Annotated in this window: 24 protein-coding genes; 9 read left to right on the top strand and 15 right to left on the bottom strand. The window is 61.5% G+C overall.

Going from position 1 to position 21,787, the window contains the following annotated elements:
- Positions 1-704 precede the first annotated feature (704 nt).
- The gene (locus tag KB879_RS36475) at positions 705-1,208 is read left to right on the top strand and encodes a hypothetical protein (protein WP_249221388.1); all 504 of its coding nucleotides are present in this window, start codon (positions 705-707) and stop codon (positions 1,206-1,208) included.
- 630 nt (positions 1,209-1,838) lie between these two features.
- Here KB879_RS36475 and KB879_RS36470 read toward each other — a convergent pair.
- The 6 genes from KB879_RS36470 to KB879_RS36450 all read right to left on the bottom strand — a co-directional run bounded on the left by KB879_RS36470 (position 1,839) and on the right by KB879_RS36450 (position 5,725).
- Entirely contained in the window at positions 1,839-3,602 is a 1,764-nt protein-coding gene (locus KB879_RS36470) for an SNF2-related protein (protein WP_249221387.1), read from the bottom strand.
- A 67-nt stretch (positions 3,603-3,669) separates the two neighbouring features.
- Entirely contained in the window at positions 3,670-3,933 is a 264-nt protein-coding gene (locus KB879_RS39870) for a hypothetical protein (protein ID WP_249221386.1), read from the bottom strand.
- A 12-nt stretch (positions 3,934-3,945) separates the two neighbouring features.
- Complete coding sequence (locus tag KB879_RS36465) at positions 3,946-4,428, bottom strand: hypothetical protein (protein WP_211982731.1); 483 nt, start codon at positions 4,426-4,428, stop codon at positions 3,946-3,948.
- A gap of 78 nt (positions 4,429-4,506) precedes the next feature.
- Positions 4,507-4,749, bottom strand: a complete 243-nt coding sequence (locus KB879_RS36460) for a hypothetical protein (RefSeq protein ID WP_211982729.1) — start codon at positions 4,747-4,749, stop codon at positions 4,507-4,509.
- Between the two features lie 127 nt (positions 4,750-4,876).
- Positions 4,877-5,083, bottom strand: a complete 207-nt coding sequence (locus KB879_RS36455; protein ID WP_211982727.1) for a hypothetical protein — start codon at positions 5,081-5,083, stop codon at positions 4,877-4,879.
- 162 nt (positions 5,084-5,245) lie between these two features.
- Entirely contained in the window at positions 5,246-5,725 is a 480-nt protein-coding gene (locus KB879_RS36450; RefSeq protein ID WP_211982725.1) for a hypothetical protein, read from the bottom strand.
- 220 nt (positions 5,726-5,945) lie between these two features.
- On the opposite strand from KB879_RS36450, the gene KB879_RS36445 reads away from it, so the two are divergent.
- The 4 genes from KB879_RS36445 to KB879_RS36430 all read left to right on the top strand — a co-directional run bounded on the left by KB879_RS36445 (position 5,946) and on the right by KB879_RS36430 (position 8,678).
- Positions 5,946-6,500, top strand: coding sequence for a hypothetical protein (locus KB879_RS36445; RefSeq protein WP_211982723.1), 555 nt, complete (start codon positions 5,946-5,948; stop codon positions 6,498-6,500).
- A gap of 51 nt (positions 6,501-6,551) precedes the next feature.
- On the top strand, positions 6,552-6,827 hold the full coding sequence (locus tag KB879_RS36440) for a hypothetical protein (RefSeq protein ID WP_153956109.1): 276 nt from the start codon (positions 6,552-6,554) through the stop codon (positions 6,825-6,827).
- A 295-nt stretch (positions 6,828-7,122) separates the two neighbouring features.
- Entirely contained in the window at positions 7,123-8,523 is a 1,401-nt protein-coding gene (gene iscB, locus KB879_RS36435; RefSeq protein WP_211982721.1) for an RNA-guided endonuclease IscB, read from the top strand.
- The gene (locus KB879_RS36430) at positions 8,523-8,678 is read left to right on the top strand and encodes a hypothetical protein (protein WP_194946915.1); all 156 of its coding nucleotides are present in this window, start codon (positions 8,523-8,525) and stop codon (positions 8,676-8,678) included. Before iscB ends, KB879_RS36430 begins: the two co-directional genes overlap by 1 nt.
- An 89-nt stretch (positions 8,679-8,767) precedes the next feature.
- Here KB879_RS36430 and KB879_RS36425 read toward each other — a convergent pair whose 3' ends face one another.
- From KB879_RS36425 to KB879_RS36415, 3 genes are all read right to left on the bottom strand, one after another.
- On the bottom strand, positions 8,768-10,021 hold the full coding sequence (locus KB879_RS36425) for an IS256 family transposase (RefSeq protein WP_211982161.1): 1,254 nt from the start codon (positions 10,019-10,021) through the stop codon (positions 8,768-8,770).
- 42 nt (positions 10,022-10,063) lie between these two features.
- On the bottom strand, positions 10,064-10,435 hold the full coding sequence (locus tag KB879_RS36420; protein WP_211982719.1) for a hypothetical protein: 372 nt from the start codon (positions 10,433-10,435) through the stop codon (positions 10,064-10,066).
- Between the two features lie 456 nt (positions 10,436-10,891).
- The gene (locus tag KB879_RS36415) at positions 10,892-12,049 is read right to left on the bottom strand and encodes an integrase domain-containing protein (protein WP_211982717.1); all 1,158 of its coding nucleotides are present in this window, start codon (positions 12,047-12,049) and stop codon (positions 10,892-10,894) included.
- 1,168 nt (positions 12,050-13,217) lie between these two features.
- Between KB879_RS36415 and KB879_RS36410 the strand changes: the two genes are divergently transcribed.
- Entirely contained in the window at positions 13,218-14,222 is a 1,005-nt protein-coding gene (locus KB879_RS36410) for a PRTRC system protein D (RefSeq protein ID WP_211982715.1), read from the top strand.
- 12 nt (positions 14,223-14,234) lie between these two features.
- Positions 14,235-14,666, top strand: a complete 432-nt coding sequence (locus KB879_RS36405; RefSeq protein ID WP_211982714.1) for a hypothetical protein — start codon at positions 14,235-14,237, stop codon at positions 14,664-14,666.
- 249 nt (positions 14,667-14,915) lie between these two features.
- Here the strand turns inward: KB879_RS36405 and KB879_RS36400 are convergent, their stop codons facing one another.
- The 6 genes from KB879_RS36400 to KB879_RS36375 all read right to left on the bottom strand — a co-directional run bounded on the left by KB879_RS36400 (position 14,916) and on the right by KB879_RS36375 (position 18,688).
- A complete protein-coding gene (locus KB879_RS36400; protein ID WP_211982713.1) occupies positions 14,916-15,134 on the bottom strand; it encodes a hypothetical protein in 219 nt (72 codons plus the stop codon).
- Between the two features lie 111 nt (positions 15,135-15,245).
- Complete coding sequence (locus tag KB879_RS36395) at positions 15,246-16,298, bottom strand: primase-helicase zinc-binding domain-containing protein (RefSeq protein ID WP_211982712.1); 1,053 nt, start codon at positions 16,296-16,298, stop codon at positions 15,246-15,248.
- 256 nt (positions 16,299-16,554) lie between these two features.
- A complete protein-coding gene (locus KB879_RS36390) occupies positions 16,555-17,046 on the bottom strand; it encodes a single-stranded DNA-binding protein (protein ID WP_211982711.1) in 492 nt (163 codons plus the stop codon).
- A 22-nt stretch (positions 17,047-17,068) separates the two neighbouring features.
- On the bottom strand, positions 17,069-17,845 hold the full coding sequence (locus tag KB879_RS36385; protein WP_211982710.1) for a hypothetical protein: 777 nt from the start codon (positions 17,843-17,845) through the stop codon (positions 17,069-17,071).
- A 10-nt stretch (positions 17,846-17,855) separates the two neighbouring features.
- Positions 17,856-18,284: a hypothetical protein gene (locus KB879_RS36380; protein WP_211982709.1), complete on the bottom strand. Its 429-nt coding sequence runs from the start codon at positions 18,282-18,284 to the stop codon at positions 17,856-17,858.
- A 98-nt stretch (positions 18,285-18,382) separates the two neighbouring features.
- On the bottom strand, positions 18,383-18,688 hold the full coding sequence (locus KB879_RS36375) for a hypothetical protein (RefSeq protein WP_211982707.1): 306 nt from the start codon (positions 18,686-18,688) through the stop codon (positions 18,383-18,385).
- Between the two features lie 519 nt (positions 18,689-19,207).
- Between KB879_RS36375 and KB879_RS36370 the strand changes: the two genes are divergently transcribed.
- On the top strand, positions 19,208-20,476 hold the full coding sequence (locus KB879_RS36370; RefSeq protein WP_211982705.1) for a hypothetical protein: 1,269 nt from the start codon (positions 19,208-19,210) through the stop codon (positions 20,474-20,476).
- A gap of 87 nt (positions 20,477-20,563) precedes the next feature.
- Positions 20,564-21,751 carry a FlhC family transcriptional regulator gene (locus KB879_RS36365; protein ID WP_211982703.1) on the top strand — a complete coding sequence of 396 codons (1,188 nt, stop codon included), beginning with the start codon at positions 20,564-20,566 and terminating at the stop codon, positions 21,749-21,751.
- Positions 21,752-21,787 lie beyond the last annotated feature (36 nt).

Genomic DNA, 21,787 nt, shown 5'->3' with positions numbered 1-21,787 from the left:
CCCCCGGACCCGGAGGCATTTTTTCCAGTCGGGTTTCCAAAGCGTCCGGTCTGCGACTGGGCTTAGTCCGTTGGACAGCGCCCATCGTTGGCACGAGCTCTGCGCGCGCGGCGCATCTGGCGCCGCCTCTTCCTCGCGGAGACCCCAGGACCTCGAGGCCTCAGCGCTCGGAATGACATTCGATATCTGGCTGTTTTTTCGCGGATCCAAGGGGTGCAAAGCTGACGGCTATGGGAGTGGTTATTGTGAACTCCTCGAATCGTGTGTTGCGGTCCTGCCCGCAAAGCCGGCGAATTGCGTGTTATTTCACAGATGAAACCACCACCAATTGCGGCTCGGGTTATCCGTTTGGTAGGGGGGACTTCTTTCCATGAAATCAAGCGGTTACCACGATTGGCACGGTTTTCGCGTGGACCTAACTTTGCTACGGCTGGCGCCGCCTTCGCCTTGCAAACCGTGCCAGATGATCTCCTGGGACAGTGAGCGCGGATCGCGAAGCTGGGCAAGGAGCCGCATGACAGGAAACCTCTCCTGAGCTAGAGCGACATACGAGGCCTTCGATCATCCACAGCAAATCAGCCAACTTCAATTGCCGCTAGCGCGGCCGGTATTCACCACTGCCTTCGTGCCACATATGGCTCGGTCGGCGTTGGAGGCTAGGTGATGACGATTCACCATCTTCGCCTGCGGTTCAGGAGGCCAACATGAAACAAGAATTCACGACTCACAGAAAGCTCGCGGTAGCTGCGATGCTGGCGGCGCTTGCGCTAGTCGCGTGGGCAGCTAATCCCCATTTCCTTTCGGCCACGGCGTCGCTGCAAGCCGATGGCGATGCAAATGTGTGTTTTAGGGAGACTGGTCTTGGAGACAATCAGAACATTAGCTACCTAGCCAGTGCGACTGCCTCTGCCACGTATCATTGCGTGAATAACGGAGGAAAATGCCCGAATGCCGCAAACAAGACCGCCACAAGTGGCCTGGTGTCAACCCCCGCAACGATCAGTTCCGGTAAGAATGGATCCATCAGGGCGTGCCTCACGCTCTCGCCGCCACCAGCGCAGCCGGGCGATTTAACCTGCCCTGGTGGCCAGCACGTTGCAGTTACGGATGTCACCTATAGCGATATCAAGATCGCGGATCAGACCAACAACGTCGTCCAGTCCACTACGCCTTCGTCGCTTTCTGCGACTCTGACCGTGTGCGAATAGGCTCTCTGTTCAGGCGCGCCTAAGGCGGCTAGATGATGGGATCAGCCGCCCCAATTTTAGCCATCGGGGCGTTCCAAAACTGAAACAAATGGTCCTTTAATCATCCCGGATGATGGCGGTATTAGGCCAGCTATTGCCAGCCGGGCGCGCTCCAATCTGATGGCAATGCGCGCCTTCGCCGATGCGTGGCGTATGCTGCAATGTCCAACAGTTGGACAATGGCCTTGGGCCACAACAAAGTGCTGTTACAGAAGCTCAATTCGGTCGAGCATCGCGAGTGGCGCCAGCGACACGCCTGCCCGTATCTCCGCGTTCGCGCGGCGGGGGCCTTGGGTCGCTTGATCTTGCAATTAGGATCTCTTCGCGCGCCCGGTTGATCGCCGCGAACAAAGTATGACCCTGTCAGACGCGACGCCGTCTCTCGGCGATCGAACGACCGCTTGCTGAGTAGAGCTGCCACGTGACTGTCTCGATGACGCATCGGACAAGTGTCCCTTCATGGCCGAACTGAGCCGTCGGATATACCCTTACCCTGCCCGCCTTCACCCGGGCTGCATTGGCCCTCGCACCCCGCGAATCGGCAAAGAGGAAAAAAGAGATCGCCCTCCAAGCAAAACCGGAGGGCGAACATCAGTGACTTCGTTGGCTTACGCCGACCATCACAACGACAGCGCCGCCGGCACACGGCCCCGGCACCCGCGACGAACGGGCTGGCCCCGCTATCGCTATGCCGACGAAACGCTTGTCCTTGTCGGCCACGCGCTTCGCAATCGGAATCCCGCCGTGAAACGCCACCGTCTCGACGCCCTTCGCCTTCAACTTGCTGGCGATGAGGTTGATGACGCCCGGATTCTCGGCAAACAGGATGACCTGCTTGCCCTCCCCCGCGATGGCTTCCAGCCGTTCGACCACTGCCCGCTGCTTGCTCGTCAGCTGCGCCAGCGTTCCGACACCCTCCACCCCGTGCTGCGGGTAGTTGGCGGCGAAGTGCACGGCACGGATGCGGGCGAGAATGGCGATCCAGTTGTTCGGCCTGCCATCCCTACGGATCTCCCGGTACCACTGGGCAAACTCGTCGGCGGTGCGCAAGTACAGCGACAGATGCGCTGGGTCCCATGTGGTCTCGACGTTTTCGACTGCGGGCGGCTCTATGCGGATATAGCGGGCCACATTGGGCTCGCACACCAATCGACGCTTCACGTGAGGGGCCAGCATCTGCCGGTACCGAGGCAGGTTGCCGATCTTGGGCACTTCGCGCTTGGCCCCATCCTGCAGGCTTTCAGCGAATTCCCAGCTGACCCACTCCAGCACCACAAAGTCGCTGCGGAAGCGGTCGATTCCGCGCTCGGCATGCTGCACCGAGGCGAGCCAGTTCGCTTCCAGGTAGCCACGCCGGTAGCCGTACGGCTGGGCCGCCGTGCCGTCACCGCCCGTGAACGCGATCAGTCCGAAGATATCGCGCGGGTAGTTGGCAATCGGGCTGCCGGTCGGGATGTAGCGTCGCTTGGCTGATAGCTGCCAGAGCGCGCGGCTCTGATCGCTGGACGGGTTGGACAGGCGCTCGCCCTCATCGGCGACCAGCAGGCCAATGCGACGCCGCAACCGATGCGCGTAGGTGACGCGGCGCGACGCCTGCCGGTCGACGGGCAGGCGCAAGCGCTCGTAAGCGATCAGGTTAACGCGGCCAAGCCGCACCAAATCCTCCGGCGACTGGATCACGTGCACGTCCGATGCTGGCATGACTTGCTCCAGTTCAGCGCGCATCTCGACGCTATAGCGGGTGGTGATTTCGTCCAACGAGACGACGTAGGCCTCGTCGCGTACCTGATACTGGTAGTGGCCATCGGCCTGCCGGGCGAAGCGCACCGCCTGGCAGGCCTTGACGACCGGGCCGCCCCACACCGTCGAATCCACGACATGCGTTTTCTTCGCCGTCCCTATGATGGTATCGGCGGCCCCTAAGCCGGTCGTCCAGACCGCGTGGCGCAGCGGCAATGCCTGCCGCAGGCTGCGACGCAGACGCTGTCGGAAATGCTCGAGGAAGCCTCGCGCAAACTCCGGCTCACCGCCGGCGGCTTTCACCATGCTGACGAGCTCGCCCATCGCCCCGATTGGATCTGGCTGCACAAGAAATGCCTCCAGATCCAGCCGGCCCGTGCCTGCGTAGCGAAAGCCACGCGGCAGTCGCTGGCCTTCCAGCGACGCGATTCGGCGCTCCAGCACACGGTTGATCACCATCGCCTCGACGAACCCGCAGTCGAACCCGATCACGATGCGGCGACCGTCATGTGAGATGCGTACCCGTTTCTGCGAGGTCACTGGCCGCCTGATGGCCAGCCCCCTCGTCGTCCAGCAACTGGTGGCCGAGGCGTGCTTCACCAAAGTAGCGCTCATCCGTCTGCAATGCCAACGTGGGCAACGGCGTCAGATCCGTGACGGATTGGCGCACATAGTCGCTCCACTACGCCCGGAACCGCGCGAACACCGCGATCGAGGTGCGCACTTCGGCGCTCTCCTCGCGGAAGGCACTGGACGGCAGGTCGAACACGCCAACCATACGTCGCGCCTCCTCATTGAACGGCTCCGAGTAATCAGCGCCACGTCCGTCGCCGGCGTCGATGCCGGCTGCACGCTGCAAGGGACACGGCGCCTCGTTGATGTCATCCACCAGGGCGGCCGCGTCGATCATCGCCCGCGTGACGGCGGAAAGAGATAGCGTTGTCATGGCCTCTCCCGATCAGCGCAGGGCGAGGGCCGGGCCGGTGGGCATCGGCACAACGCCGAGCGCCAGCCAGTGCGCGACCGGATGATCCGGAAAATCTGGGATCGAACGGAGGCGGTACAGCATGGGCACGTCCTGCGGCTCGCGCTCGCCGTCCTGCAGCTGACGCAGGTAGCGGTAGCTCAGCGACAGCCAGGCGAGTTCGGCGCGGGCGATGTGATCCCACTGGGCCGGCAGGCGGGACTCGTCAAATAGCGCTGCGCCTGCCGTGTTCATGCGGGCCACCACTTCGTGGTAGCAACCGAAGTCGTGAGCGAAGCCACGGCGCACGAATGTGAGCACGTCGGCCGCATGGACGCCGAAGATCCGGCCAAGTTGGCGGATATATACCGCGCACTCAAGGCGAGAGCGTTCAGCGTAGTCATCCGCGCCGACGCGGGCGCAGGCTTCGTCGTACGGTGCGGGACCGACTTCGATTTCGAGGAATCTCTGGAACATGACGTTTCCTTGGGATTTGACGGGAAACGCTCCACAGGGAGCGCGTTTCCCTGTGGGTAGATGCCCGTCGTGCGACGATCAGCGGGAGATAGATGAATCGGCTTGCCGCATTGGCTGCAGCACGCTGCCTTCGCGCTGGATCGCGTGGCGGGTTGCTCGCAGCCATCCAACGAAGAGCAGCGCAGTGAGCAGCACGCAGATGCTGAGCTGGAAGCTCAGCTGCCATGCGTCCTCGGTATTCATCGAAAACGCAAAGGCCAGTGCAAAGATGACACCCACGCCGGACAAGGCGAGCGTGGAAAGGCGATCGATTGTGGACATGAAGCAGACTCCATTGGATAGGCATGGAGCCCGCCCATCAGGGACAAGGCCCCGATGGGAGAGAGTATCGACCGGCAACGCAAGCGCGAAGGTCGAGAAGGAGGGACCGCAAAGGCGGCCCGAGGCGTCAGCCCAAAGCTGGGACGTGACGCATATGCGAGGAATAGGCAACCAACCAGGCCACGACGATCAGACTACCGATCATGACGCAGCTGGCCACTTGCACGTACAACAGACCTGAGTCGACGGTGGTGACCGTGAAACCCAGTGCGGCGAATAGGTTGAAGATCATGGCCAGAACAGCCATGGGGGTGCCGCGATAGTGAATGAACATGATGGCTCCAATGAGAGACGGAGCCATGCCCATGAGGACAAGGCCCCAGTGGGTGAGAAAAGCAGCGTGCCGACGAATCAGCGGAGTCGATGCGTCAGAGACGCGGAAGTAGCGTGCAGGATACCGCAAAGCGTGCCACCGATAAAGATAAAGCCCCCGACGCTATAGCAGGTCTAGCCCAGCCTTACGTAGCCGGTTAACGACGTGCCAGCGGTAGCGCGCCGCCTCTGCCGGGTCCTGGACGGACGAATAGTCCGGCATGCGCTCGATGCCCGGCTTGCCCCCTGGCTTCTCGACGCCCACGGGGTCCAAGCTGTGCTGCGCGGCTTGCAACTGCGACAGCGACCACGACAACTCGAACGAGGCAATGGCATCCCAACGAGCGGGAATGGTATCGGCATCGAACCAGATTTCCCCCACGCCGTCCATGATCGCCGTGACCGTGTACTCACTGCCCAGCTCAGACGGAATGGCGCGCACCTCAAAGCGCAGCGCATCTGCGGGCGGATGCCAGAAGACGCGATCCAGCATGCGCCGGAAGGTGAGTGCATCGATCGTGGCCAGCTCGCGGTACAGCGGCTCGCCCGGGGCGGCGAAGGTCTGCTCGTCGCGCGGCCGGGTACCGAGGTTCAGTTCCTTCATGGGGGTATTGGTGCGAAATTGCCGATCGTCCGGCGAAAGACGTGCGAAATCATACGCCTTTCGTCGGACGATGCACTCCAATTCGCAGTCACAATGGCGCATCGGCGGCCGGGCGGGTCGCAGATCTTGGCATAATGCGCGCCACACGCCCGCGAACCCGCCCCAACCATGTCAGACGGCCTTCTCTCCTGCGCGCATTGCGACAGCCAGCCTCGATTCATTGCTAACCGCTTCGAGGCTCATTGTCTGCACCGGCTGCGGCATATCCACCCCGCCCCAATCCCTTGACACTGGCCGCGATCCGGCCTTTGCCATCCTCAGCGGCATCTGGAACACCCGAGTCCGTCCCCGCCCAACGGAGCAGCATGAGCTCGCCGTCATCGTAAGCAAGGAACTCACCAGTTCCGACCTCGGCACGGTGCTCGCGCTCATTGCCCGCAACGAAGACGATTGGGACACGCGCGGCCCGCTCTTCGCCGCCATGGCCGGAAAGCTGTTGCAACCCGAGCCCTTCCTGCAGGAACTGATGCCGGCTGAGGCCTTGCTGAGGGATGCCAGTCGCTACCGCAAACTCATGCGCCGCGCCAAGCTGATCCAGATTGATGGCCGCCCCTGGGTGCATATCGAGCCAATCGATGCCCTACCGGGGTCGGTCCACGAGGAGCTGTTCGGCGGCACAGTCATCCTGGAGGAGTTCCTCGCGCGCGTGCTTGACTGCACTGATGTAAACGGGACTCCCATCTCGGCCACTCTTGGGAAGCCGCCCAGCCCTTGACTTCGCGCCTGGCTTGGCAAGATAGGGGTACATCAATTCAGAACAGGAACCATGTACAAGCCTCTGATCCTTGCCGCAACCATTGCCGCCGCCGTCGTCTGCTCCGCCATCAGCACCGCCGTCTACACTAGAGGCCCAGCGACGGACTGTCCGCACATCTTCGGGTCCAACAGCCGGCCTCTCGTCGCCACCGCCGACGAGGCCAGTCGCATCCCGCTGCTGTGCTTTTCCGATGGCGCCGCCGTGGTGGATACCAAGAAACCTCGGAATGCGCTCTATCAATCTGGCGTCCTGCCGTTCGTTCGTGCCGTCCTCGCCCGCTGCTGAATCGGAGAAAAGCGTCAACTACCCCGGCATAAAGGCCGGAGCTTGAAAGGCAACTGACAAGCTCGGGTTGACCAGGCAAAGCGGTAACCAACCCGCTACGTTGCGAATAGGTGAAAGACCGACGTTGGGATGCTTCCTTAGTCCCAACCTCTCGAAGCCCCGGTTGCAGACAAGCGACAGGGTAAGCACGAAACGGATCGGGGCAGAGCGCCGGTTCGCAACATTGCCGAAGGGAGACGCCCCGCAAGGGGCGCGTAACCAGGCCCGTAAGGGCAACCATATTGGAGAGATTGCCATGGCAGTCTTTGTGTTGGACAAGCACAGTAAGGCGTTGATGCCGTGTAGTGAGAAGCGAGCGCGGTTGCTGCTCGAGCGTGGGCGCGCTCGCGTGCATCGGCTGATGCCGTTCACGATCCGGCTGACTGACCGGTGCCTGGACGACAGTGAACTCCAGCCCCTGCGCCTTAAGCTGGATCCGGGCAGCAAAGAGACTGGTGTCGCTATCGTCCGCGAGACGACCTTTGGCGCAGACGGAGCCCGCGGGGCTTACGTTCTTTCGCTAGCCGAGATCATCCACCGTGGCCGGCAGATCAGCGAGGCGTTGACTGCCCGCCGTTCGATGCGGCGTGCCCGCCGTGGGCGCAAGACTCGATACCGCGCGGCCCGATTCGACAATCGACGCAAGCCTAAAGGCTGGCTTGCGCCTAGCCTTCTCCACCGCGTCGTCACCACCGAAGCGTGGGTGCGCCGCTTCAGCAAAGTCGCCCCCCTTCAGGCTATCGGCGTGGAGCTGGTCCGCTTTGACACGCAGGCGATGGAAAATCCAGAGATCTCCGGGGTCGAATACCAGCAAGGGACACTCCTTGGGTACGAGCTCAAGGAGTACCTCCTGGCGAAGTTCGGGCGAACCTGCTCCTACTGCGACGCGGCCGATCGCCCCTTGGAAACTGAACACATTGTTGCCAAGGCTAACGGCGGTTCGAATCGCGTTTCCAATCTCACGCTCGCTTGCCGGCCCTGCAATGAGAAGAAGGGAAAGTTGCCGCTGGAGGTATTTCTGCGCAAGGATCCAGCGCGCGCCAAGCGAATCCTGGCGCGCGCGAAAGCACCATTGGGGGATGCCGCCGCGGTGAACACCACCCGCCTGGCCCTCCTGGACGCCCTCAAAGCCTTCGGCCTGCCGGTCGAAACAGGATCCGGCGGCCAGACCAAGTACAACCGTCGGCGCCTCGAAATCCCCAAGTCGCATGCGCTCGATGCAGCCTGCGTTGGGCAAGTGCATGCCGTCCTGGACTGGCAACGACCCGCGCTGCGTATCAAATGCACTGGCCGCGGGAGCTATCAGAGGACCCGGCTGAGCGCCCACGGCTTCCCGCGCGGCTATCTCATGCGAAGCAAGCGCGTATTTGGGTTTCAGACCGGCGACATGGTCAAGGCAATCGTTCCTACTGGCAAGAAGGCCGGCACGTATGTTGGCCGGGTCGCCATCAGGGTGACTGGCTTCTTCAACATCCAAACTGCTGCTGGCGCTGTGCAGGGCATTTCTCACAAGCACTGCAAACTGATCCAGCGCGGCGACGGATACGGATACCAACTCGTAGCGCAAACAGCAAAGGAGAGCGAGAACAGGGGTGACGCTTCGCGTCGCGCGCTGTCCCTCCCCGGCCTGAAGGCCGAGGTTTCTCGCGCAAACTGATGAAACGCCTCAAGCAGATCATCCACACCTTCCGCACCGGCAGGGAAGCGCGCTTCTACATCCTGGGCGTCATCGCCTTGGTCCTGTTCTTCTGCTGGTGGGGCGCAACGGGCCACTGGGACAACGACCCGTTCCTGCCCCAGTTCCTACGCTAGTGCAGCTTCGCTCGCGAGATGTGGAGCCCGCTCTCCTCGTCTACAGGAGGTGTCAGGAATTCTGTGTGCTGAGGTCGGTTAAATAAATCTCAGCGTAGGGCGTTGGTGAAGCGGTCACCGAAGAGAATGGCGAACTGGTTGGCCGCTTGTTTCCAGGTGATGGGCGGCATCTTCCAGTCTTTCTCGATGTTGCGCAAGGCCAGGTAAAGCAGCTTGCTGGCCGCCTCGTCGCTGGGGAAGTGACCTCGGTTCTTGACGATCTTGCGCAACTGCATGTGCATGCTTTCGATGGCGTTGGTCGTGTAGATGATCCTGCGCACTTCGGGCGGGTAGACGAAGAACGGGATGACCTGCTCCCATTGGCGGCGCCACATGTCGGTCACCGTGGGGAATTTGCGGCCCCAATCGCTGGCGGCGAACGCCTGCAGCGCGCCGGCGGCGGCGTCGGCCGTGGCAGCCTGGTAAATCGGCTTGAGCGCGGCCGCCAGGCCCTTGCGGTCCTTCCAGCTCGCCAGGTTCAGCGAGTTGCGGATCAGGTGGACGATACAGGTCTGGATTTGCGCGCCGGGGTAGACGGCCTCGATCGCTTCGGGGAAGCCACGCAGGCCGTCGACGACGGCGACCAGGATGTCGTCCAGGCCGCGGTTCTTCAACTCGTTGAAGACCTTGAGCCAGAACTTGGCGCCCTCGGTTTGCTCGATCCACAGGCCGAGCACCTCCTTGCGCCCGTCGGCGCGGATACCCAAGGCCAGGTAGACGGCCTTGTTCCTGACGGTGCCTTCGTCGCGGATCTTCAGGCGCAGCGCGTCGAAGTAGACGATGGGATACATCGCCTCCAGCGGACGCTGCTGCCATTGTTCGACCTCGGCCAGCACTTCGTCGGTGATGGTGGAAATCAGGTCAGGCGAGACCTGCAGCCCATACAGTTCCTGCAAATGGCCCTGAATCTCACGCACGCTCATCCCGCGCGCATACATGCTGATTACGTGGTCGTCGAAGCCGGACAGCCGGCGTTGGTACTTGGCGACCAGTTGCGGCTCGAAGGTGGCTTGCCGGTCGCGCGGAATGTCCAGTTCCAGCTCGCCGTTGGGCGTGATGACGGTCTTTGCACTGCTGCCGTTGCGGTGATTGCCGCTCTTGCCTTGCTTGGCCTCGCTGGCCAGATGGTGCGTCAGTTCGGCGGCAAGCATACGCTCGGCCAACTGCTTCTTGAGCAGGCCGGCCAAGCCTGATTCACCGAGAATCGACTCGGCGTCCTTGTTCTGTACCTGAGCCAGTAGTTGATCGATCAACTCATCCGGAAACAGCTTCGGCGCGCTCGATTTCTTGCTCTTCTTGGTCATGCTTGTTGTTTCGGTCATAAGGGCGTTTCTTTCGATATCGTCTCATGACCTCAACACACAAGAAATCTGACAGGCTCCGTCTACAAAACGCAAGGCAGCCGGCTGACGCGACGCGTGCAACACAGTATCCACCTCTGCCCTGCGCAGCCAATCCGCTAGCAACCTGCCCAGGGCCGCATAGTCCAGCTGCTCATCTGGTCGATCCAAACCAAACAGCGCAAAGAGCTGACCGGTAACGTCGTTGTCAGTCGGGCCCAGACCCATCATATCCAGACTTTCCAGCGCCTTTGCGGCCGGTCCGTCCTCGATAGCACCGTTCGCCAGATCACTCAGATAGATCCCCACTGTCTCACCGGGCTCGTTACGCAGGTGCGGGAGCTCGAGGTGAGGGTCGTCGGTCAGGTAGGGCTCCACCCTCAGCACCCAATCTCCTGAACTTCCACGGTCCATCTCGTGGCGATCGACCACAAAGATCCCCCACTCGGTACGCAGTCCTCGCCGCGGCCACTGTGCCGCCTCTACCGCCCCGACATAACACGGATCTCCCTCCGACTCCTTCATACGTGCCACCGTGATGACGTTCTCTGGCAACGACACCAACGGCCAGCCCCCAAAGGCCTTCGGGTCAATCCCGTGCCTGAGGGATGTCCTGAATTTCCTTCATCGTGTACACGCGATCTGCGTGCTGTTGGATTTCCTTCATATGAAATGCTCCTGATGTATTCCGATTGATGCCGACCGCCACGCCTGTCGCAGGTACGCGCGTAAGCGGGGCCTACCACTTGTAGGAATTCCCGGCGGCGCGGGCTCGCCATTCACTGGTAACAGCAGCTGCCTCGACTCGCTCCACTTGCGCTCCTGGCGCTGGCGTCATTTCGTGTCCGGCAGCCGTGCAAGCAGCCGGTAAAGCGCCTGCCGTGTAATACCCAGCGCCTGCGCAGCCTTGGCTTTCACACCGCCGGCATCCTTCACGGCCTGAGCGGCCATCTCCGGGGTGACAACCGGGCGCGACGCTGCAGCCTGCACCGAGTAGGTCGACAGATACGCATTGGCCTTCGTCTGCCGGCTGTGGCCCGCAGCCTCCACGATCTTGCGCATCGCCTCTTCATGCCGTTGGCGATCGATCACCTTTCCGCCCCCCTTGATTGCCGCCGCCTGGCCGGCATTGCGCTCGTACATTTGATGGAAATACTGGTGCCGTAAGCCGTGGGCCGTCACGCCACACCCATTTTTCGTGATTCCGTGCTTTTCCAGCACCGCGTAGAAATGCCGCCGCCACCTGGCCTGTGTATACGACCGTGGAATCAGCGTGCCGCGCTCGGGGTTCGCCACGCCCGCCAGATTGGCGACCTCCATTAGCAGATCGTATTGCCAGGTGAACTCGATCGGCACCTTACGCGGCCGCCCGCCTTTGGTCCCATCGACCGCATGCAGATGGCCGGACGGCAGCACGTCCTGAAGAGGCCGCAGGCGCCAGCTTTCCTTTGCCCGCAGTCCAAACGCCGCCTCCAGCCTGAGTTGCAGCGCCACATGTTGGTCGGTACCCGCAATCTCCGCGATCTTCGCCAGCGCATCTACGCCATTGCCTTCCCATGACCGGTCCTCACGGGCGATGTAACTGCGCTTGAAGTCCGCTGGCCTCTCCACGTAGTCATCGATCGAGCCGACCATGTTCGCCTTGCCCATCCACGCGGTCAACGCCCGCAGGTGCGTCAGGCGCAGCTCCACCGATCCGACATCCAGCTGCTGCTCCAAGACCCAGGACTGCACCAGCCATTGGATGTGCTTCTGCTTGAGGTTGTACGGCGACACCAGCGCGAAGCCACCCTTGCGCAGGTCCACGAACATCTTCAGCAGCGCCTGGGCGCGTTGCCGTTGCGTTAGTTGCGAGAGCGACCGGCCACTGACGCGCGTACCGCTGTGCGGCAAATGCAGATGCTGCGCCGCCAGCACCGCGAACGCGGCTTTGAAGTTCTCGGGGAGGTTGTACGCGGCCAGCACCGCGCGCAGGTTGATACCCTTGCTCATCGTTGTCATTGCTCCAATCGCGGGAGCGATCCGCCATCGCGAATGCCCTGCCGCGCGCCCAGCGGGCAGCTTTCTCTGCTTGGTGAGATGCCGCCCCGAACGACATTCACCTCTTGGTGTACCGGACTACCACATCCAGCTAACCGGCCACCGTGCCGGAGTCCACTTCTTCCTGTCCTTTAGCGATGCCAACCGATCAGCCCCGAGCATGGAAGCAGATGCTTCATGACTGTCCGCTATGCGAACACGCGGGCCTTTGCCTTGCGTGCCGCTGCGCGGCCATCCACCCGGTGCATCATTTCGATGCCGACCCTCGCTCGCCAGAACTTTTGCTGTCCTCGCGTTCGTGGTCGCTGCCGTGGTGGGTGATTCCTGTTGCGCCGTTCTGGTACCGGTAGCGCCGCCCGGGTCGTCATGCTCTCAGAAGCCTGCGTCGGCCACGTTCGTGACTCGCAATCAGCTCCCCGCCCCGAAGCCAGATCATCTCCGCCGCTGTGTGTCGGGCTTCGTGATCCGTGCCCAGCCTGTGGCTGTAGAGACGTGTCTTGTTGGTGTGGCGATTCATCGAACACTGTCCGGTGTCCGGCTTCGGAATCGTCCTCACTACGGTCCACTTTCACAAACGGACCGCCAATCGGCTTGGTATCGCGGTGTCCGGTGTCCTCACTATCCGACACTGTCCACTTGATTTGATTGAAAAAAAACCGGATTAATTTCCGGCTCGTACATAGAGGCGAACGACAACCCCTTTTCGGGCGGTGTCGATGCTTGGGATGGCCGCCAACGTGGCGGCGAGGTCGATGCGTCGGGGACGCGAGAAGTAGGTCAAGGATAGCGAGCCCGGCCCAGCCGTGCAACCCCGATGCATTGCGAATCGTGCGTGAAATTGGCGAGCTTTCGATCGTTACGCGGCACCTCAACCGCCGTACAGTAGCTGGGCGGACGATCAGATAGAAACAGAGTGGCACTTATGGTGAGTCACTGACACTCACGGTGAGTATCTGACACTGTCTGACAGAGGTGCCACGGAGCGCCCACTGGCAGTATCTGACACTGTCTGTCAGTGTCAGACAGATTCAGAGAGTCCCTGTCAGAGACTGGCGGTGTCCAGATCGCTTCCGTAGCTACGATTCCCCTTGCTCAAGCCCTTCAGGAAGTGACCCAAAATATGAAAGCCTTAGTTTTTGCGACCGACGTTGGCTATGGAAACACCAAAAGTGCGTTCGCACGCGGCGCCGAGATCGGCCTGCAAATGTTTCCATCCCTCGCCCCACCTGCAACCAACTCGACCCTATCCCAACATGGCGGCGGATACCTGAAGACTCGCGATGTCATCACCGTCACGGTTGAGGGGTCCCGCTATGAGGTCGGCCCGGACGTCACGATCACCACCCCCTACGGCGACACAGGCCGCACGCTCTCTGAGGACTTCGTGACGACGCCCAACTACACCGCGCTGCTGGCAGGCTCTCTGCAATATGCCGGCGTCACCGAGGTGGACCGTCTGGTGCTCGGCCTGCCGGTTCACACCACTCCGATGTACTCGGAATACCTGCGCGACCGCTACACCGGCGAGCTGGATTTCGGCGACACGCGCATCGTGGTGCGCAACGTCATGCCGCTGCCCCAACCGCTCGGCGCGCTGGTTTCGTTTTCCCAGTACGGCGGGGATCAGTTCGACCCGGGCAACTCCCACTTGATCGTGGATGTCGGCTACTTCACGACGGACTGGGTGGTGGCGCGCGGCTTCACCATGGATGACAGCCGCAGCGGCGGCGTCCCAGGTGGTGCTGCGAAGATCTACCAGCAAATGGCAGCGCTGATCGCCAAGGCCGAAGGCGTGGCGGTCTCCGGGATCGAACGCATTGACGAATGCCTGCGTGAGAACCGGTCGATGCTCTTCTATGGCAAGGATCTCGACCTGCGCCCCTATTTCGAGGAAGCACGATCGCTTTGCCATGCCACAGTCAAGGAGATGCAATCTCGTGTCGGCCGCGCCGAGGACATTCGATCCATTGTCCTGACCGGCGGCGGTGCAGCCATCTACGCCCCGTTCATCAAGACCGCTTTCCCGCGCACAACGGTGCACATGATGGAATCGCCCTGCTATGCCAATGTCCGTGGATTCTACCTGATCGGCTTGGCACACCACGCACGCGGCGGCAAGCGGTAACGGAGGGTGGTTGTGGGAAAGCTAGAAATCAAAGTCACGATCTCGGCAGCGGCGACCCCTGCTCTGTACCGGCGACTCGCCGCCATGGGCGACCTCCGGCAACGTGCGTTCTTCCTGAAGCAGCTCGCCGAGTATGGCGCGTGCAATGTGTCCGAAGTGATCGGCGTGCCTGTGACGCCTTCCCACACTGCCGCGCCCGCACTGACTGTTTCCACCCCGCCGCATCACAAAGCGGCTGAGCTGGGGGCCGTGCCGGTGTCAGTGCCGCCGTTGGACGTGCTGACCGGTGAAGTGCCCGCGCCAGCGGTCCCGCCCGCCCCCCGCAACGATCCACTCAACGAGGCGCCAGTACTTGGGGCCACAGCGTCGGCCGCGGCCGCTGGCGGACTCTCCTCCCTCTCTCTGGATGCGCTGGTGGCAGCGACAAGTCGCTTCAATGGCTAGGTGCGCGGGGCTTGACTTCGCGCGTTGGCGGGTAAAGTAGAATCAACTGCAACGTGCCAACGGGGGCCAAGGCAATGACCGAGTACGAAATCATCCGCTTCTTCAAATTCCTGCTGACATTCGGTATTGGCTGGGCGCTCTGGGAATGCGCACTGACGCTGATCCAGGCCTTCCACCGCCGGTGAACGCGGCGCGAAAGCAAAAAAGCCCGGCAAATTGCCGGGCTTCTCGTTTAATGGGGATGGGCGCTCAGTGCCGCGTCGGGCGTTGCAGACCGGCGCAATACGTGAAGGCGGAATCAAAATCCACGTCGGTGTGCTGAAGCTGCGTGGATCCGTCGGCATTGCGCCGATAGACATGATAGGTCTCTGCGTCGGATTGGCACGCCGGGACGATACCCGAGGGCAGTTGCCGCATGGCACGGATTTGCAGACGACCCACGATCACCTTGAATCCTTTGAACGACATATCAGAACTCCAAGTAGTGATCTGCCGCAAGGGTTCTCCCCCGCGGGCAGAACCCGCAGGGCAGAAAGAGAAAGAGGTACCGCCCCGGAGGGCGGCATTCACAACGAAGGGTTAGGCACAGACTGCTCGCTGGCCAGCAATGCCTTGCAACCGGTACGCGGTGAGCCACTGGTCGCAAAAGTCCGTGCCGCGCACCAAAGGGCGATGCACGTGGACGGTCAGCCCTTCGCTGCGGACGCGCTTGGCCAAAGCCAGCGCATCCGCCATGCCGGGCGACTTGCGTGTCTTCGGATCGATCTCATCGAAGTCGGCAAAGACGTGCAGTGTATGGATGCCAAGCCCTTGCGGCACGACGAAGCGGCTGAGCAGCACACGATTCAGGCAGCACCAGGTCGGCACGCCGAACAGCATGTGCGCCGCATAGGCCGTTTCCAGCCCTTCGGCCACGCCCAGCACGCCATCCCGCGGCGGCATGAGCCGTACCGCACCGCCAGGGAGGGGTAGCGCCGTCACGTCATTGCGCTTGGCCGGCAGGATTTCCCCGTCAGCCGTCACGATGAGCGCCTTGGCCGGTTTGACCGGATCAAGCGCAGTCCGGTGCACCGTGGCCATGCGGCCGTCTGGCCGCGTGAACTGCGCCACGATCGTTGGATAGCGCCCCTGCACTGCATGCTCGTGGCGATAGTCCATCATCGCCAACCGCAGAGCACTCGGGCGCGGTGCAACGAGACCAGGCACGCGAGCGGCAAAGTACCGCATCGCGGCGTCACCGGGCACCAGCGGCGCGGCGCTGGACCAGACTCGCTCGATACGACGGGCCTTGGCCCCGTCACTCATGCCACGACGCCGCATAGGGGGATGCGCCGGCTGGGCAATCGCCGGTGCCGGCTCACCCTCCACCACGCGGGCAAGCTCGAGGAAGGACATGCCGGTGTACCGGCAAATGAGCAGGATGGCGTCGCCCGCCATCGGGTTGCCATTGGCACACTGGCGGCATACCCAGTCGCCACGGCCGCTTTTGTTATCGTAAGTAAAGCGGTCATTGCCTCCGCACATCGGGCATGGGCCAGGCTTGCCGGTCAGGAACCGCTCCGGCAGATACTGCAATACCAGAGCGTCCCATTGAGCAGGCGTCCAGTTCTTCGTGATGTCACTCATTTTCATTGGGTTTCACTCCGGTCGGAATGGTTGGTCGATGCCTGAGACAGGCGGGGGAACTCGCTTGCTCAAAGGACACTCCGGACCGAGCCAGAGGGTTTTTTCAGCATGGCGCATCATTGCGGGATGGAGGATGAACGGCGCCAGTGTCCGGCGCACAGAGGAAGGGGCTACTGCCGCCGGCGAAGTCCGGCAGCGGTAGCAACACAACGTGGAGATGAGGCGAGAGGCGTCGAAGAGTCCGATCGTTCGTTACGATATATCAGAACGGAATCGAATCGTCTTCCTCGTCGAATCCTGTCTGAGATGCAGGCTGTTGGCGCGGCGGCGCGCTCTGGCGCTGACGCGTGCCCTGCTCGCCTTGCAACTGGCGAGAAGGTTGCTGGCCGTAGCCCTCGTCGTCACCGGCGGCGCCACCTTGACGGCTGCCGATCATCTGCATCTGATCGGCAACGATCTCGGTGCTGTACTTGTCCTGGCCGGACTGGTCCTGCCATTTGCGAGTGCGGATGCGGCCCTCGACGTAGACCGACGAACCTTTCTTCAGGTACTGGCCGGCGATCTCGGCGAGCTTGCCGAAGAAGGAGATGCGGTGCCACTCGGTGGCCTCCTTCATCTCGCCGGTCTGCTTGTCCTTGTAGCGATCGGTGGTGGCGATGCGGATATTGGTGATTGCGTCGCCGCTGGGCATGTAGCGGGTTTCCGGGTCGGCGCCGAGGTTGCCGACGAGGATGACTTTGTTGACGGATGCCATAGAAGAGGTTTTCCTTTTTGAATCAATGTGAACGGGTAATCGACCAAAGCCACTTGTCCCACATGATGGGTTGGCCGTCATCGTCGAGTTTTGGCGTTCCAGACTTGCGGTGGAATGCCTGGACCTTGACCTTGTGCAGACGCCGTACTTCCACACGGTCGCCGAGCTGGCAGCCGGCTTCGGCGATGGCTTCCTTTAACCCTTCGCCTTGCAGGGTGTCAACGCCAGTTGCCGTCTCCAGCTTCAGTGCGAACGACGTGTAGGTTCGACCGATGCGCTTGCGATCGGCGAACTCTGCTTCGCCCCAGAAAATGATGGTGCCGCGGTACACTGCAGCGCCGGGCTCACGGCGGGTCTGCGCGCTGCCGGCCCCTGCGCCAGGGTGCTGGCTATCGCGGGCCCGCTCGCGAGCAGATTGGCGTGCCGACTGGCTCGCGCCGGGGTCGTCCCCTGGCATGGCAGCGTGCGCTGCCGGCGCCGGGTGGGCGCGGATCGCTGCGGCAATCACCGCGGAGAGCGTCGCCCCCGGATGTTCGCCTGCCACGTTCCAGTACGGAACCGGATCGGGCAACAGCTTCTGGCCAAAGTGCGTTGCCGTCGGGCGGGCATCGAAGCCGGCCACGAAGTGAACAATGCGCTCGCCGTCGTCGCGAAAGAGATTCGGCACGCCGCCGATCTCGATCTGCACTTCGTTGCGCAAGCCGGTACCGACGGCCGGTGCATTGCACGCAGCCGGTGCCGCGGGACGCGCCTGTAGGGCGTCCTGGAGCGTGTCGAAGAGTCGCTGAATGAAACTCACGGACGACTCCCTAAAGCAGCGTGCCGCAGCGCATCCGGCGGATTTCGTCCAGATCGCGCCTGAGGCGGGGGTGGTTGAGGATGACGTCTTGCAGAACCTCGGGGTCGACGCCGGTCACAGCGCAGACATAGGTATAGGGCAGCGCCCCATCCCAGTAGCCGAAGATCCAGCCAAGCGTCATGTCGAAGTCGTATTTCTCGACGGCTTTCCCATGCATGCGCGAACGCAGGAGATCAGCACAGTCGGCCAGCGATTCGGGAAGGTTGTCGCCGCGACGGCTGTCGCAGGCGAGGCTGATCAGTGCGTCAATCATTTGATCGTGCACGGCCTCGCTCCAGTACTTCGGATCGGGCAGCGGGTCGCGTTTGGGAGATTCGACTGTGAGGGGTGCCGCGTCCCCGAAGAAATCGAGTTGCCAGGCGGCGAGTTGCATTTTCATAGGGTGCTCCGACCGGGAACCCCATTGCCACCTGCCGGTGAGAACGAGGTTCCGACGACAGGTGGATAGGGCCGCCCTCGAAGTGAGGACGGTACAGGTCAGGCGCTGCGACGGGCAGCTTCCTGACGTTTCAACGGCACAACGACAGGGGACTTGGCATACACAGGCGCTTGGGGCGCTTGCGGCTGCTCAGGTTCTGCATAGGCAGTTCGCGGCTTGGGCATCGACACGTCACGGGGCGTCGGCACAATGTGCGAACGACCGATGAGCTTGTGATACCCCCACGACAGCGCGACGATGCCGAGGAAGAAGCCACAGACAGTGGATTGCGATGCCACATAGATCGCCATCAGCGTGAAGAACAGACGGATAGGCGCACGCATCAGATTGGCCAAGGATTCCATGGTTTTCTCTCTTGAAAACAGTAAATGGGATTTCCCGGCAGAAAGGCCGGGCGATTATTCGATGCTCAGAAGAGCAAGGAATCCTTGAAGCGCCAACGCGCTTGCCGAATGCACATGCATCGAGCAAAGGCGCTGGGCGAGGGAGACTATGACGGGAAGGGGCGAGGACAAAGCAACCCCAGGTTGACGGTCTGCTTGTCGAGATCGATGCGTCAGAGACGCGCGTGTGAGTGAGACCTTAAATCAGTTTCCCGTCCACGAATCTCCGGAAAGCTCACCAAAAACATACGGTTTTTCGCGGCTGCCCGTCCAACCGGTTGGACTGGGCTCTCTGCTACTGCATTTTCCCCAACGCACCGCTTATCCCCCGGCGAGCGATTATCGCGCCGATGACACCTACCATAGGGGTAAATATCTACACATACCGAAGGTCGAGTCGTAAATGAAGTACGCGACTTGGCAAGGCCACCTCGTGAAAGCTATATCTATTTCGTCCTATTTCCGGACCGCAGCCGGCGAATGACGACGCTATCCTCGCCTTCACAAAAGAATCTCGCCGGTGCGATGAACTTGCCGCTTCGCAACTCACTACTCAACAGACGAATTCAACATATGAGCCAATCCGACCAAGACGACAATCTGCCTTCGCTCCCCTCAGACAGCCCGCTCGATGATCGGGCTCGTCAGTTAATGCTACTCGCCAGGGCTGTCCTCTCCGAGCATCTCGATGCAGCAGCAATCGGGCGCATCGTACAAGCGACTCAGGAGATATTCCTGAGCCTCGACCGCATTCAAACTGAATCGCTTGCCATTGGTTCACGTCTGGCGCAGATCGACACCATCCTATTCAGCAAGTTCGAGGCAGCATGCGGCAACCGTCAACTTGCCAGGCGCCAGGCGACGGGCCTTCTCAGTACCTATTGCCAGCGTGTTCTGCACATGAGTCGGTCGTACATCTTTCTGCACATGCAGATCTATCGGCGCTTCCTCGACAACAATAAGGCGCTCAACCTGTTCAGTATCAGTGAGCTATCGGTCCTCGTGCGGGCATCCGTTTCCGACGACGACTTGCTGATGGTGATGGAGGAGAAGGAGAAGAACAACAAGATCGGCCGGCAGGAAATTCGCCAACTGCTGCGTAAGACGCGTGAGACTGATGAGCAATTGCTGGAGGCCGAAGCCAAGCTTGAAGGCGCAAGAGACGAACTTGCGCAAGCGGTGTCCACGCAGCGCGATATGGAGTACGAAATCAAACAGCTCCGGGCGCAGGCACAGCAGACGGCTGCCGAACGCGATACTCACCGCGCCGCGCTGTCCGATGCCCAAGTGGACCTTGCTCGAAGCAACAGTTCTGTCAGCAAGTTCCAAATGGCGATTGATGACCTGACCCACGAGCGGGATCGTCTCCTCGAACAGCTGGCCACCGCCAAGGCCAGGGTCGAGACCAAAGAGGTCCTGCGCGAGGTGCCCCCCGCCGGCTACGTCAGCATTGAAGCCGCCATCGAGGACGTCAATCAACGATTGGCGGCCGCACAACGGGAATTAAAGGACACCCTGACTGAGATGGAAGCCGCGCACGATGCGGCAACAAGGGAAGCGAACACCCACGCGGTCCTCACCGACTTCCACGCGCACTTTGAGACCATGGTCACCAAATTCTCCCTTGCACAACTGCGAGTCCTTATGGAGAACAACAGCGCGAAGGTCCGTCCGCTTCTGGAAACGATGGCATCTGTCGTTGGCCGATACCACGCGGATCTGGTCGCCGCTATCGCGGTTTCACGATAGTCGGGAAGCCGTGACGCTGCTTAACCACGGAGCGGCGTGTAGGAAGCAAGAAACACAACAACAAAATACTAAGAGGAAAGCCCTGTCATGAAGCTTGACATTCTGCGTGGCGACTTTGACAAGCTGGGACTAGCCAGGTTGTCGGCCGAACGTATTCGCTCAACGAACTATCACCTCACCGACTACATGGAGGAGGCGCTGATCCGACACGCTGCATTTGCGCAGATCTTCGGAATCAGGAAGGAAGAGATCGAGGCTCTGCGCAGGAATGAGCCCGCCTTCCGCAAGGTGATGGGCATGCCGTTCATGACGGTTGTACCAACAATCGGAGCCGTAGCAGACTGGAAGTCGCTCGTCTCTGGTCGCACTACGACGATTGCCGTCGACAAAATCAAGCATCAGACCCCGGTCCTTGACAGTGTCGACAAGATCCTGCTTTACCACAACAACCGCGCCTACGTCTGGCTCATGGTCGAACTGCTGCACGCCAGCATCCTGGCGGCCCCTCTTCTTGGGATCAGCCTCGAACTCGCGCAGTACCTGCGCGAACTTCCGCAGCATCATCTTGACCTGGCCGTCAGCCGCATTCAGTTCCCAATTTTCCGGTGGCGCATCGCAGAGCCGGTCTTCTTCATCGAGCACGGCGCGGACCGGACGTCCTACGACCTGCTCGGTCACTATTTCATGCAGTTCTCCCAAGCGCGTGCCGGGAAACCTGAGGCCAAACAAGACTGGACACGACTTCGGTTGGAGCGCTTGCAATCTGACGTCTACTGCCGAATGCTCACGGCGATGGGCTGCCGAGCCTCCAGTGTCGCCTCGCTCCTATCGATCAATCCGGCAAAGGCAAGAAAGATCTATCTGGAACATCATGGGGCGTCCTCGCCGTGTGGCCAAATGCCAAGCTCCGTCGCGTGGCATTTTGAGTCGTCAACCGCGCGGGTCCAGTCCACGCTCTTCCTTTGGCTCTACCGGATCTGCGTGAGCGAGGGGGCTAATGTCCCAGAGGCACTCATCGCGGCCTATAACGTCACGGAGCAAACCTTCGACGTGGACCTTAAGCTCACTGCGGACCGTGCTAGTTATCTGGCGCGAACGATGGCCGAGGAGTCCGAGTTGTCTCTCGCAGCATGCCGGAGTTGCGGTACGGACTACCTTATTGCCAACAGCGCACCGCGTATTGAGTTGAGTCGATCGTACTCCTGCCCCGCCTGTTCCGGCACGTTGAGCAGCGCGCCTTGGCGCCGCCGCAACCGTGGCGGCGAATCGAGTTAGGCGATAGAGCTACCCTCCCCCCTCGAAGTGGCACGG

This window comes from Cupriavidus sp. KK10, assembly GCF_018223725.1.
In the GTDB taxonomy this organism is placed as follows: domain Bacteria; phylum Pseudomonadota; class Gammaproteobacteria; order Burkholderiales; family Burkholderiaceae; genus Cupriavidus; species Cupriavidus necator.
Note: the sequence above shows the minus strand (reverse complement) of the source record. Positions and strands in the feature narration are given on the sequence as shown.

What these genes read in the sequence shown, in the direction of transcription:
- KB879_RS36475 (WP_249221388.1), top strand. Translation starts at nt 705, where the DNA reads ATGAAACAAGAATTCACGACTCACAGAAAGCTCGCGGTAGCTGCGATG.
- KB879_RS36470 (WP_249221387.1), bottom strand. Translation starts at nt 3,602, where the DNA reads ATGAGCGCTACTTTGGTGAAGCACGCCTCGGCCACCAGTTGCTGGACG.
- KB879_RS39870 (WP_249221386.1), bottom strand. Translation starts at nt 3,933, where the DNA reads ATGACAACGCTATCTCTTTCCGCCGTCACGCGGGCGATGATCGACGCG.
- KB879_RS36465 (WP_211982731.1), bottom strand. Translation starts at nt 4,428, where the DNA reads ATGTTCCAGAGATTCCTCGAAATCGAAGTCGGTCCCGCACCGTACGAC.
- KB879_RS36460 (WP_211982729.1), bottom strand. Translation starts at nt 4,749, where the DNA reads ATGTCCACAATCGATCGCCTTTCCACGCTCGCCTTGTCCGGCGTGGGT.
- KB879_RS36455 (WP_211982727.1), bottom strand. Translation starts at nt 5,083, where the DNA reads ATGTTCATTCACTATCGCGGCACCCCCATGGCTGTTCTGGCCATGATC.
- KB879_RS36450 (WP_211982725.1), bottom strand. Translation starts at nt 5,725, where the DNA reads ATGAAGGAACTGAACCTCGGTACCCGGCCGCGCGACGAGCAGACCTTC.
- KB879_RS36440 (WP_153956109.1), top strand. Translation starts at nt 6,552, where the DNA reads ATGTACAAGCCTCTGATCCTTGCCGCAACCATTGCCGCCGCCGTCGTC.
- iscB (WP_211982721.1), top strand. Translation starts at nt 7,123, where the DNA reads ATGGCAGTCTTTGTGTTGGACAAGCACAGTAAGGCGTTGATGCCGTGT.
- KB879_RS36430 (WP_194946915.1), top strand. Translation starts at nt 8,523, where the DNA reads ATGAAACGCCTCAAGCAGATCATCCACACCTTCCGCACCGGCAGGGAA.
- KB879_RS36425 (WP_211982161.1), bottom strand. Translation starts at nt 10,021, where the DNA reads ATGACCAAGAAGAGCAAGAAATCGAGCGCGCCGAAGCTGTTTCCGGAT.
- KB879_RS36415 (WP_211982717.1), bottom strand. Translation starts at nt 12,049, where the DNA reads ATGAGCAAGGGTATCAACCTGCGCGCGGTGCTGGCCGCGTACAACCTC.
- KB879_RS36410 (WP_211982715.1), top strand. Translation starts at nt 13,218, where the DNA reads ATGAAAGCCTTAGTTTTTGCGACCGACGTTGGCTATGGAAACACCAAA.
- KB879_RS36400 (WP_211982713.1), bottom strand. Translation starts at nt 15,134, where the DNA reads ATGTCGTTCAAAGGATTCAAGGTGATCGTGGGTCGTCTGCAAATCCGT.
- KB879_RS36395 (WP_211982712.1), bottom strand. Translation starts at nt 16,298, where the DNA reads ATGAAAATGAGTGACATCACGAAGAACTGGACGCCTGCTCAATGGGAC.
- KB879_RS36390 (WP_211982711.1), bottom strand. Translation starts at nt 17,046, where the DNA reads ATGGCATCCGTCAACAAAGTCATCCTCGTCGGCAACCTCGGCGCCGAC.
- KB879_RS36380 (WP_211982709.1), bottom strand. Translation starts at nt 18,284, where the DNA reads ATGAAAATGCAACTCGCCGCCTGGCAACTCGATTTCTTCGGGGACGCG.
- KB879_RS36375 (WP_211982707.1), bottom strand. Translation starts at nt 18,688, where the DNA reads ATGGAATCCTTGGCCAATCTGATGCGTGCGCCTATCCGTCTGTTCTTC.
- KB879_RS36370 (WP_211982705.1), top strand. Translation starts at nt 19,208, where the DNA reads ATGACGACGCTATCCTCGCCTTCACAAAAGAATCTCGCCGGTGCGATG.
- KB879_RS36365 (WP_211982703.1), top strand. Translation starts at nt 20,564, where the DNA reads ATGAAGCTTGACATTCTGCGTGGCGACTTTGACAAGCTGGGACTAGCC.